The organism is Butyrivibrio sp., assembly GCF_024699075.1.
Map to the genome: position 1 here is coordinate 1 of NZ_JAILQF010000156.1, position 13,158 is coordinate 13,158.

The following is a 13,158-nucleotide window of genomic DNA, read 5'->3' on the forward strand; positions in this document are numbered from 1 at the left end:
GCGTACATTACTTCATGTGTTCCATAAAAGACATGCGTCATTGGAAATCCTGTCATATCATCAAGAATAGGGCTAAGAAGATAAGCATCATCTTTACCTGCAAGGACAGGCGCAATATTATCAAAAAATCCTATTGGAATCATCACATCATATTTCTCGAGTTCCTTCATTCTCATTTTCTGCTCTCTACTTGGTGGAACCTGGGCTCTAGGCGATTGTAACACAAGCTTTCCTGGCATTGGTATATCCTTCTCTTTATGCTTAATATAACTGCATAATGACAGAGCCTGTCCTCCGCCTGATGATGTACCAAAGAATCTTACATTATCACTTGTATACCTATCCAATATGTGTTTATAAACAAGAATCGAACTTGAAAGTGTCTCTACAAGCTTATGATCGGGCGCCATAGGATACATTGGGAACCATACTTCAGCATTTGAGTTATCTGCTATCTGACTACATAAAACTATATCACCCGGATCAGGAGGCATTATATATCCGCCTCCAAAAAGATATAACACAGCAACCTTTGGATCAGAGTTCTTCTTTTTAATAATATAACAGCGTGTACCAGCTATATCCTCTGTTCTAATATCAAAATTTTTTTCAAGTTTTTTATAGGGAACTTTAAGATCTTTCTTTTGTTTTTCAGAAAAGTCTTTCAGCATCTTATCAAAATCGCTGCCTTCTTTTGCCAGCATCTTATTGACCTTTAGCATACGAAAAAGACTTTCTACCATTTTGTACCTAATACTAGTCATCACTCATTCTCCTTCGTTAGCGGTTGCTAACCCCACAATCTGCAATTATAGGTCTGGTATCTATTTGTGTCAACAAGAAATGCAGTGAAAAAGATGACTTAAAGTCGGGAAGTTTAATGAACTCATCTTATAAACATACCTTTTTTTCATAGTTTATTTAAAAATACTTATATTATTAAGCTCTTTAATGTAGTATATTTTAAATGTGATATGACAAGTGTCAAAAAAATCTTTTGACAACTTCATCTTAATAAATTAAAAAAGATGATCACGAAAGTAAACTGATATAGCAGCTTTAAAAAGCTATTATAAGGGCAAATATAATAGCTTATATCAGTAACGCAATTGGCAAAACAGATAGGAGATTTTAAATGGAGAAATCAAAAGTTTATTTTACCGATTTCAGGACTGTTCTTGGAGTCAGCCTTACGGCAAAGCTTCAGAAGCTTATTAAGACAGCTGGAATTAATACTATTGATATGGACGGCAAATTTGTAGCTATCAAGATGCATTTTGGAGAACTTGGTAACCTTGCATTCTTGAGACCTAATTATGCCAAGGCTGTTGCAGATGTTGTCAAGGAGCTTGGAGGCTTACCATTTCTTACAGATTGTAATACGCTCTACCCCGGCAGCCGTAAACATGCTCTAGAACATTTGGACTGTGCTAATATCAACGGTTTTAATACTGTTACAACAGGCTGTCAGATCCTAATTGCTGACGGACTTAGGGGAACAGATGACATAATCGTTCCCGTTCCGAATGGTGAATACTGCAAGGAAGCCTATATTGGAAGAGCCATAATGGACGCAGATATTTTTATCTCACTTAGCCATTTTAAAGGTCATGAGCAGGCAGGCTTTGGCGGAACTATAAAGAATATAGGTATGGGATGTGGAAGCCGTGCCGGTAAAATGCAACAGCATAACAGCGGACATCCACATGTAATAACAGATAAGTGCAAAGGTTGTCATAGATGTGCAAGAGAATGCGGATCTGATGCTATCAGCTATAAAGACAATAAAGCATGGATAGATCCTGAGCTTTGTAAAGGATGCGGCCGCTGCATAGGAGCATGTGCTTTTGATGCTATTGAAAATGATAACGCAGATGCACCTCAGATGCTCGGAAGAAAGATGGCTGAGTATACAGCAGCTGTCGTTTCAGGAAGACCTTGCTTCCACATAAGTCTAATTACAGATGTATCACCTAACTGCGACTGTCACGGCGAAAATGACGCTCCTATTCTTCCAGATATAGGAATGCTTGCATCCTTTGATCCAGTTGCTCTTGATCAGGCCTGCGTTGACCTTTGTCAGAAAGCAGAACCTATCAGAAACAGCCAGCTTGGCGATAATATGGCCAAGGAGCACTTCCATGATCATGGAGATGTATGGCATAACAGTAATCCTAATGTTTCCTGGGCTGAGACACTTGAACATGCTCAGAAAATAGGTGTTGGATCAAGAGAATACGAACTCGTTGTAATGAAATAATTATCGACTTTAAAACCTCCGCCAAGATGTCATTTTCATCCTGGCGGAGGTTTATTATTTATATAACCTGTGTCTCATCTTTACTCTGGTACCATTTTACAAGCATGCGTTCACCTATTTTTAGTTCTTTTTGCTCTTTAGAAAAAGATATATCAAGCTTTCTAACCCTACTTATAAAGCTGTCAAGATCAGTATCTTCGCTGGAAGATCCGCATATAACAGCATATGCATGACACCTTGAATATATCCTCTGCTCACAGCCTATAAGCCTGTCCATGTATTCTTCGGGCTTATCGCTACACCATATGGCAATATATCCATTATCTTTTCTTGCAAATATATAATTTTCTTCTTTGATGACTTCATCAAATTTATTTTCAGGCAAAAAGATATGTGTAAATCCTACAGGATGATTCTTGGGAATATTATAAACAGCTCCAAGAATACTTCCCTTTTGACATAATGCCGGCATAACACCGTTACCATGCCAATAACCAGGTCTCATACCGGAATCTTCTGACATGGCACCAGGATGATTTACAAATATGACAGCTTCACCAGAAAGCGCAGCATACCACATATGCTGCTGATATCCATATGTACCTGGTTCAAAGAATGTTGTCCCATGAAAACTCTCATTAGCTGATTTAAGATATTCATGAGTATCAATATCAGATCTGCCTGATACTGCACTTATTCTTACATTTTCCCATCTTTTAAAATCATCTGTTCTTTTTGACTGTACAGACGTAAGACAATAATCCTTTGTCTTTTTAAGCATAATAAGAGAATTTCCACTACTATAACAAATATCAGCATCTTCATGCATAAGATTTTTAAACTCATCTGAAAACTTGTATTTACTTGTTGACAGATATGAAAGCCAGCCTTCTCCTATGGTGACCGGTGCTGTTTTATCTATACAATGAACGATTGCCTGGTCGCCTTCTTTATATGGCCTTATAGCACCTCTATATACTCTTCCCATTGGAGCTATCATAGTCCCTTTAAAGGTATGGATAGATAACTGTCTTAGCATTTTGTCACATAACAATGTAGCTCTTTTAGATATATCCTTATCTGCATAATCGACCAGGTTAAGAAGGGCTGCAAAGGTCACATTTAAATACGTTGCACTTAAAAACTCTTCAAAACCGTATTTTTCCACATCAAAAAGCCAGTCTTCTACTTTACCCTTGCCGTATTTACTAAGCTTTTCACCTGTCATGTGGGCTCTTACAAATATATCATCAGGATACATCTGTCCTACAAGCATCATGCATGAATAGAACATTAGGGAATGGTTCTCACTCCAAAAGCACATTCCATCACTTCCGTCCATATTCATCCAATATCTGAAGTTCAAAAGTACTTCTTTGATCCTACAAGATAGCTGCTCATCTATCTCATAGTTCTTAAGATATCTGATCAAACCACAGATAAGAAAATCCGAGCAATCAACTCTTCTTTCAATAAGATCAAGATCCTTAAGTAACCGGTCTCTATCTTTAATGTCATAGATATTAAGAGCCTTTCTTGCAAGAATATTCATTATAGAAAAGCCAAATTCTCCTCTGTTTGCAGATTTAATATCTGCTATATGCTTTAAATATCTGTTGGTATCTTTATTTTCTTCATTCGATTCATAGACTGATCTGCAGGCATCATCAAACTCTATAATTCTGTTAAGAGTATATTTCCTGTCAGGATCATCGGATCGAAGTGATATCATAACGAGTTCTTTATCATCAGGAACAGTATAACTTCCAGTTGCTTCTATCTCTTCGTTCGAAGACCGCTCTTCATAATCCATACTTCTGTTGGAATAGGAAATACAAACTTTCTTATCTCCGAGCATAAGTCTTTTACCATCAGTCTTTATACCGTATAGATAATTGTATTTATCATATACTTCATCTCTTAAAGACTTATCATAAAGGGTGACTTTAATATGATCAGCGCCATCTACTATTTGTATTCCAACTATATTTCTGGTATCTCTGACTCCAAGATTTATACAATTAAGGATCAGGACATTTTCACCTTTTTTAAGACTGATATTCAGGTCCACATATTGAATCGGTTTATATACAGGCTTATCTATCTGACCTACAGCTTCTCCATTAACAAAAAGACTTACAGCCATATAAGACCATAGTCTTATAGTGGCTGTAATATCTTTGTCCAAAACAAGTACAGTAGATACCTGCATCTTTATTTTCTTAAGAGTTGAATAAAAGGCTGACCTGTTAACAAAACCGTTATTTCTTTCAATAGCAATAGTAAAGTCATCACAAATCGCTTCGTTATGATCAAGCTCTTGTCCTACATCCTCTCTCAGTCTTTTTTCAAGTCTGAACTGATCATTGTCCTTTATATCTGTTTCATAATCAGTAACTTCAGGTCTTGAAACCATGTACTGACATATAAAGCCTTCATATCCTAATTCCCAACTCATATTCACGTATTATCCCTTTACTGCACCGCTTGTCATTCCGCTCATGAAGTTCCTACTAAATATACAGTATATCAAAAGCATAGGTATAATAGCTATAGTAGCGCCGGCAAACATTATATTCCAGGCCGCTGTACCATCACCAGCATTCTTTAACATGTTAACACCAACAGTAAGTGGTCTCTTGGAATCATTGGTCATTGTAAATACAAGAGGAAGTATATATTCATTCCATCCCTGTCTGAAAGACAGAAGTGCAATGGTTCCCATTACAGGTTTAAGAAGAGGAAGGATGATCATATAGAATGTCTGGAAGAATGTACATCCGTCAATCTTAGCTGCCTCATCAAGTTCTTTTGGAATTGAATTTACAAATCCTCTGCAAAGGAATATATAAGTTGCCTGACCACCACCTGCAGATATTAAAATAACTGCAAGAAGTGAAGTATTAAGATGGAGCTTTATTGCAAGTTCATACATAGGTCTTAATGAAACAGATCCCACATTTATGAACATGAACATAATAAAGATTCCATATACAAGTTCTTTGATCTTGAACTTACTTCTTGAAAATACATATCCTGCCATACTGGAATTAACCAAAGATACGATCATAACTCCAAGAGCAAGAAAAACACTATTTTTGGTATATACTGCAAAGTTGGCCTGATTCCAGGCTGAAATATAATTCTGAATTACCCATTTGGTAGGAAAAATATTACTTCCTCCAACCAAAAGTTCAGCATTTTCTTTAAATGAACCAAATACTACATATAAAACAGGGAAGATTGTTGCAACAGCGAGAAATGCCAATAAAAGCCATATAATTGCATGTATTATCTTTCCCTTTGTGGATACAACCGCACGTCCTTCCATCTTCTTTCCTCCTTTTAGTCTTCTGCTTTAGACTACTTCATCAAGCTTTCTAGATACAAAAAGATAAATCGCAGTCACGATACCAACTATTACAGCAGCGACTACTGAAAGAAGCGCACCATATCCAATCTGAATTGCAGATGAGGAAGTTGCTGATCCGAATATCATTCTGTAAATATACAGGAACATTACCATTGATCTATTACCAGGACCACCATCAGAGAGAACCATGATAGCCTCATAATCCTTAAATGCACCTGTTATAGCAAGCATAAGTACTACTTTAAGTACGGGTGAGAGCATAGGAAGTGTTATATAGAAAAATGTCTGTACACCGTTTGCTCCATCTATCTTAGCTGATTCATATACATCATTGGATATGGAATCCATACCTGATGTAAAATACAGCATGTAATTACCAAAGCCTCCCCATATTGCAAGTATAGTTACTGCAGCCATTACTACATCTGTACCTGTAAGCCACGGGATTGGCGATGATATAATATGCAAAGTCTCAAGTAAAGAATTTAAAATACCATTCTTAGTCGCAAAAATAAATGTAAAGATCATACCTGCAATTGAAGAACTTATAACTGTAGGCATAAAGTAAATTCCACGGAAGAAATTAGCTCCTTTTATCTTTGTATGAAGTATAACTGCAATTATAAGGGCAAGTGGAATTATAAAGATAAGCTTATAAAAAGCATATTCAAAGGTATGTACTACGCTCATCCAGAATGTCTTATCTGAAAGCATTCTCTCAAAATTGGCTGAGCCTGTATATGTTGCTGTAAATCCGTTGTAGTTATAACAAATATATTTGAATATCCATATAAAAGGATATATTGAACAAACACACAGGAAAATAATTGCAGGCAGTAGCATCAAAAACGAAGCTAGTCCTTCATGAGATCCGCCTGGCTTAAACTTTTTTAAAATTTTCATACTATTGCCGCCCTCTTCTTTAATAAAAGGGGACCTGTTAAGATCCCCTTTCATGTTATTAAGTATTACTCTGAAAGATACTCAGCTGTTCCCTTACTTGGGTGAAGTGGATCATAATCCTTGATCACAAGTCTCTTAACTGTTCCGGATGCAACGTCTGCTTCAAGTGCTTCATTATATCTTGTGTTAAGGTCTTCAATTGCTTCATCAACATCTACATAACCCATTACAGCGTTCCAAAGAACTGTTCCATAATCATCGCCTGTAAGGTTGATAGCAGGTGCCGGAGGATATACATCTTCGTAATCCTGTGTAGCAAAGTCTGCCATTCTGCCGGTCTGTGAAGAATCAACGATACCAGACATATAATCTGTTATAGGAAGACAATATCCATTTTCAAGATATGTCTTAAGTACTGCTTCTGACTGAAGGTAAGAGATTACTTTCCATGCAGCTTCCTGATTAGGACTTGATGAAAGAATGTAATAACCCTTCTGAGGAACCATGTTAAGGGCACCTGTTACTGTTCCATCAAGTGTAGGAACTTCTGCAACACCCCATTCAAATTCTGTGATCGGGATCTGATTAGTAAATACTGATACTTCCTGAGAAGCATTGCTCCAAAGTGCGAACTGGCCTTCTGCAAAGAGGGCTCTCATGTTATCAACGCCCTGCTGATCAGGATATGATGCATCTACAAGACCTTTACCTATTTCTACGATTTCTTTAAATCCGCTGAAATCGAACTTACCGTTTACATAGTCATAAGGAGTAATTCCTGACATCTGTGCTGAAGCTTCAAGAAGTCTTCCAAAAGGACCTGATGATGTAAGACCGATTCCATAATAGGAACCTGCGCCCTCATCTGTTACTTCCTGTGCCAGTGTTACAAAATCTGAAAGTTTTGAAGGAATCTCTTCAGTGATAAGTGATGTATTATATTCAACTCTTACACCTGAACGAACTCCTGAATATACGCTGTAGATGTTACCATCTTTAACGTTGTAGCCTTCATACATGTGATTGTATGGGTCATTGACCTTCTGATATTCTTCATCTGCTTCAATGTAATCATTAAGAGGAATAACGATTCCTGTGTCAGCAAAATTGTTGATGGAAATATCAGATCCGTTACCTGTTACGATATCAGGTGCTGTTCCGCCCTGATATGCAAGCTGAATCTGGTTTGCATAGTTATCTGTTATAGTCTGGAACTCTACTGTGATGCCATCAGTATTAGTGGAATTAAATGTATCAATTGCTTCCTGGATATAATCCATATCGTGACGATCATTCGTCCACATTGTAATTGTTATACCATCTTCTGAAGCAGTCTCAGATGAAGATGTAGCAGTTTCCTGCGCACCTGTTGAAGAATCTGTGGAAGTTGATGTAGCTTCCTGTCCGCATGCTGCAAGTGAAAGAACCATTGTTCCTGCAAGCATCGCGCTGATGATTTTCTTTTTCATAGTTTCCCTCCTTTTTGCTATATGAACCATCTGATAGATAAATGTTATCATTTTGGTTTTTTAGTCTAAAGGACTTTTTCAACTTAGTATGTAACACTTTTTCATTCTTTTGGAAGTCGACATGTAACACTTTTTTAGATGTGATAAAATTATTGGGCGGAGGAAATTTAAAATGCAGGAAAGCAAAACCATCACCGCTATTTTAGTAGATGATGAACAGTCAGTATTGAGCGGTTTACAGAATATAATTGATTTTGACAGATTTCAGATAAAGCTTGTAGGGCTTGCAAGTGACGGTGTTGAAGCTCTTAAGCTTCTTCTTGAATGGCAGCCGGACTTTGCTGTTGTAGATATCAATATGCCCGGAATGAGCGGCCTTGATATGATAAGAGAAGCAAGAGCCAACGGCATAAGTACAGATTTTATAATTCTTAGCGGCTTTAGTGAATTCTCCTACGCTCAGCAGGCCATTGCACAGGGTGCTAAGGCTTATCTTTTAAAGCCTGTAAATGCTGAAGAATTAAACAATCAGATAGGTCAGATATGTCTTGAACATTCCAAATACAGTCAGACTCCTGTTAATCAAAAATACACTCAGCACCTTATAGACAATTACTTTAACAGACTTATAGAAGGTAAATACAGTGATATTTCATCTATCAGCAGCTTTCTTCAAAGTCTTGATCTGTCCATAGGATTTGGTAACTGTTACATGATGGTCCTTCAGTATGATAACGAAATCAAAGAACCTGAAAAAATGTTACATGTTTTAAATGGCACATTTTCAAATACTAGTCATGTCTTCTGGCAAATAGATTCTGTAAAACTTGCAGCTCTTTTTAACATATCAGAAGAAACACCTTTTCATCTGGCAATGAAGATCATCGATACTATGACAAGTAACGGCTATCCTGAGCCTCTTATAGGCATAGGAGACATAGTCAATCAGCTTACAAATGCTTCCTATTCATACGGAAGAGCTATGACAGCTCTAAGCTATAAGCTGTTTGAAACAAACTCTCGCATATTCCCAAGCGAAGTTATATGTACAACTGCGCCTACCTTAAGGCTACAGGAAATTGACTGCCTTCCTTTAGTTCAACATATTGTCAAAAGAGATAAAGCTGCTATAAAAAGCTTTTGCAATGACTTCTTTAACAGTCTTTTATACGTTAAGATGCCACCTCCAAATTATGTATACAGTATGTGTTATGCTCTTTTTGCACAGATTCAAAAAGAATTTTCGAACATAATGCAGGAAAACATCAACGATTTTGCAAGCAGTCAGGAACTGTACCAGTGCGCAAATACCCAGCAGATCATTGACTGGCTATGTAACACATTTTGTAAGCTTTCGGATCTTGTTGATGCCATATATGGATATTCAAATCCACAGGCAGAAAAACGTGTTGATATAAGTGGCATAGATGATGATATTGTTGTGAATGCCCAAAAATACATCAAAGAGAATATCGCTAAGCATATAAAGCTTGAAGACATTGCAAGAAGTGTGCATTTATCTCCATCATATTTTGCAACATATTTCAAAGAAAAAACCGGAGCCAACTTAAGAGATTTCCTATTGCAGACCAAAATGGAATATGCGGCTCAAGCTCTAAGATCGGATAATCAGACAGTGATGGAAGTTGCTGACGCACTTGGTTATAGTGACTACAGATCCTTCTCAAGAGCCTTTAAAAATGTGTATGGCTGCACACCATCTGATTTTCAGAACAGTTAACATTATGGAGTTATAATGAAGCTTAAATTTCAGGATCAACCATTATTCAAAAAAATAAGCCTGTACCTTTTTGTCATTATTATGGCTGTGGTATTTTTTATAGGAGCATTGTCTTTACTTATCTATTCAGGAAGAAATGACAAATGGTTTTATAAAAAGTCCTATGCCCAGGCCACTTCGGCTTCAGAGTCCCTAAGCATGCACTATGAAGTGATAACAAGAAGGTTTGTATCCATTTTTGGTACAGAAGAATTTGCATCTCTTCTTTTAAGAGAACAGGATGAAGAGTCGACTATTCACCTTCAACAAAAAGATTTACAGTCTTATCTGTCAGATCTGCAGGTATCTGATTATATTATCGATTCCACGATGGCCTACGCTCCAAAAACAGGAAATGTCTTTTCTTATAACTGGTCATCATCCATGTCCATTCAAACGCTGCTTACAGATGAGGATCTCTCTCAGATTCAGGGTATTACCTGGCTTTCTGAAAGAACCAGTCCTATACATAAAAGCTCACGTACTATACCAATTGTATATCCTTTGTCTACTGACTACAAAGATTATGTTACTATTACCAATAATAAAGACTATACAGATATATATGTAATAGTATATCTTGACTACGATAAGCTAACGTCAGCCGTTACCAGTCAGTCTATTGATAATCAGAACACTGAAGGGTCAGAATTCTTCCTTTTCTCCAAAGACAGAGTCCTATTAAATGCTCCTTCAGATGAAGATCAGGTAACATATATATGTGATATATTTTCTGCTCTTGCTCCGGAATCTATAAGCTATGAAGAGTCTGTAAGCAATAATGATAATGAAGACTTTTGGTATTTCACCCCTATAGAAAATGCCAGGCTCCTTCTGTTGTATCACACTATGCCCACCTCATTCTTTTCAGCGACGGGCATTACCTTAAATTCATTCATTTTATTTATTTTGTTTGTAATCCTGATCCTTGCTGTCATATCCATTCTCTTATCTCGTTATATCAGCAAGCCAATACAGATTCAGGCAGCTATTGTTAAAGAGATAGAACAGGGAACCTATACTAATAAAAAGACTTTTAAAACAAATGATGAGATTGGAAAGCTCAATAAGGCCATAAATCAAATGTATGACACAATACAGCTTCAGATTGAGCAGATCAAAAAAGAGGAATCAGAAAAGTATGTGGCTCAGATGCTCAGAACTTCTGAGCAGGTCAACCCACATTTCCTTTACAATTCTCTTGATGCCATACAGTCAGAAGTAAGAAAAGGAAACAGCGATAATGCGGCAGACCTGATTCAGTATCTGTCAGAATACATGAGAATAGGTCTTTCTTATGGGGACGATTACATATCTATTCCTATGGAGCTGTCTCATGCCAATGCCTATGTACATCTGATGGAAAAAAGGTTTGGCAAAGATATTAACTTCATACATCAGGTAGCACCTGAACTAAGTGACACTCTTGTTCCTAAGACCATACTACAGCCTCTTTTAGAAAACAGTATCCGTCACGGCTTTGGAATAGATAGTGAAGGTATACCTATTCAATTACCTACTCTTGAAATAAGTTTTGTGCTCGACAATGACAATCTTACTATTGAAGTTGCAGATAACGGATCCGGTTTTGACGTAGACAAAACCGCTGCTATCATGCTTAATGGTAAAGATGATCAGCAGCGGCATATTGGTCTTCACAACGTCTACTATAGACTTGTAAATACTTATGGAAAAGAAAATGTTAATTTTAGTATAGATTCTATTCCATATTACAGAAATTCAATTAAATTTACTATAAATAAAGAATCTGTTCTTCATTTTAAAGGTTGATGGCTATAGTAATTATCTCAAAGGGACTGTATGATATTTCATCAGTCTCTTTTTCTATGTCTTCGAGCATATTCATGACGAAAACCTTTCTTGGAAGCCTTATAACGCCTCTTCTTCCGTCCTGTTCAGAAAGCCTTATCACAATACTCTTACCATCTTCTGACATTTTCATAGCCTGAAGAATAAGCCCGTCAAACAGCGCTGTTTCTGGGACTATATCCTTAACAGAAATATCAGAATCTGTTTTAACAAGCGGTGTGTTATAGCATAGCGCCTTTTCGTTGATACTTGCAGCAACATGATTGCCCTCATGCGGCAGAATCACATAAGAAAAGCTATGATGTCCTATATCTGACATTACATCAGGTCTTATATTTGATCTTAAGAGGCTTATAGACATGCCTTTTTCTTCTACTCCAAGTCCGTATTTGCCTTCATTTATAAGTGCTATTCCTCCGCCTTCTTCAGCAAAATCACACCACTTATGAGAACACACTTCAAATCTTGCCTGTTGCCAGCTTGTATTTCTGTGAGTTTCTCTCTTAATATATCCGGCACTTGTATCACATATAAGCTCTCTTGAAAGGATGTTGCAGGAAAACTCTGCTTTTACAAGTCTATGTTTTTCATCCCAGTCAACATCATGCTCTACTTCAATAAAACCTGATTCCTTAAAGAATCTGATCTTCATCTTCCAAGTGCTAAGTCCCTTGGCTGGACTAAGCTTAGCCTTGTTTTCAGGTGTTCTTAATACAGTTTCAAACTCAGCGACAGTATCATTTGCATAGCAAAGTCTGATTGGGTTAACTACAGTAAATTCGTATTCCACATCCTTGTAATTTGGAAGAATATCCCAGGCATCATACATTCCCGGAACATCCTGATACAGATGAAGTTTATTAAAGGCTCCATCTACCCATTCTCTACTGCTTTTGATATCGTAAAGACTTGCAAAGCTTCCGTCTTTATTTAAAACAGCTTTATATAAAGGGGTTTCTATAACAAGCTTATCTTCTGATCCAGTAACCTTTATCCATTTTGAATCCTGAGATGACTTAAAAGGAAGGATCTTAACAGCTTCAAGTCCATTAACCTTAGGATATGTATAATAGCCCTTTATTCCTTCTCTTGTTATATCTCCTTTTTCATCAGCAATAAATGTAACATCTTCAAAAGGAACATTAAGTGTATTCAAATAGTATTGTCCCTTTTCATCTATTATCTTATCAAGGCCTTCTTCAACATCTTCATAGTCTTTGATAGCATCCTTGAATACTGGATTTATATGACTTCCAGGAAGAATGTCGTGGAACTGGTTTACAAGCATCTTCTTGTAAAGTCTCTCAAGCTCATCCTGAGGATATTCCTTATTATTATCAAGTTTTCTCATAACAGAAAGAATCTCAGCAGTTCTTATCTTTGCTTCAAGCTTTCTGTTATAACGCTTTAATACTGATTTTGTTGTAAAGGTTCCTCTGTGCATTTCAAGATAAAGCTCTCCATCCCATGTTTCGAGCTTATTATTGCCTTCAAGATTTCTATGAAGAAACTCATGTGCTGTCATATGTTCAGTCTTGGGCAT

General features: G+C 36.9%; 9 protein-coding genes. 3 read left to right on the forward strand and 6 right to left on the reverse strand.

The window, feature by feature from the left end; translation table 11 throughout:
* The coding region (locus K6G87_RS06025; protein WP_296834961.1) for an alpha/beta hydrolase fold domain-containing protein at positions 1-764 on the reverse strand (764 nt) is incomplete at its 3' end.
* A 371-nt stretch (positions 765-1,135) separates the two neighbouring features.
* Between K6G87_RS06025 and K6G87_RS06030 the strand changes: the two genes are divergently transcribed.
* Entirely contained in the window at positions 1,136-2,260 is a 1,125-nt protein-coding gene (locus K6G87_RS06030) for a DUF362 domain-containing protein (protein WP_296834963.1), read from the forward strand.
* Between the two features lie 58 nt (positions 2,261-2,318).
* Here the strand turns inward: K6G87_RS06030 and K6G87_RS06035 are convergent, their stop codons facing one another.
* From K6G87_RS06035 to K6G87_RS06050, 4 genes are all read right to left on the reverse strand, one after another.
* Positions 2,319-4,718, reverse strand: coding sequence for a hypothetical protein (locus tag K6G87_RS06035; RefSeq protein ID WP_296834965.1), 2,400 nt, complete (start codon positions 4,716-4,718; stop codon positions 2,319-2,321).
* A gap of 9 nt (positions 4,719-4,727) precedes the next feature.
* A complete protein-coding gene (locus K6G87_RS06040) occupies positions 4,728-5,591 on the reverse strand; it encodes a carbohydrate ABC transporter permease (RefSeq protein ID WP_296834966.1) in 864 nt (287 codons plus the stop codon).
* 27 nt (positions 5,592-5,618) lie between these two features.
* Positions 5,619-6,536 (reverse strand): carbohydrate ABC transporter permease, encoded by a 918-nt coding sequence (locus K6G87_RS06045; RefSeq protein WP_296834968.1) that lies wholly within the window; start codon positions 6,534-6,536, stop codon positions 5,619-5,621.
* Between the two features lie 65 nt (positions 6,537-6,601).
* Complete coding sequence (locus tag K6G87_RS06050; protein ID WP_296834970.1) at positions 6,602-8,005, reverse strand: ABC transporter substrate-binding protein; 1,404 nt, start codon at positions 8,003-8,005, stop codon at positions 6,602-6,604.
* A 172-nt stretch (positions 8,006-8,177) separates the two neighbouring features.
* On the opposite strand from K6G87_RS06050, the gene K6G87_RS06055 reads away from it, so the two are divergent.
* Together K6G87_RS06055 and K6G87_RS06060 are read left to right on the forward strand one after the other, a co-directional pair.
* Positions 8,178-9,746 (forward strand): response regulator transcription factor, encoded by a 1,569-nt coding sequence (locus tag K6G87_RS06055; protein ID WP_296834972.1) that lies wholly within the window; start codon positions 8,178-8,180, stop codon positions 9,744-9,746.
* Between the two features lie 15 nt (positions 9,747-9,761).
* Positions 9,762-11,576: a sensor histidine kinase gene (locus K6G87_RS06060; protein WP_296834974.1), complete on the forward strand. Its 1,815-nt coding sequence runs from the start codon at positions 9,762-9,764 to the stop codon at positions 11,574-11,576.
* Here the strand turns inward: K6G87_RS06060 and K6G87_RS06065 are convergent.
* The coding region (locus K6G87_RS06065) for a glycoside hydrolase family 38 C-terminal domain-containing protein (protein WP_296834976.1) at positions 11,566-13,158 on the reverse strand (1,593 nt) is incomplete at its 5' end. The genes K6G87_RS06060 and K6G87_RS06065 overlap by 11 nt on opposite strands.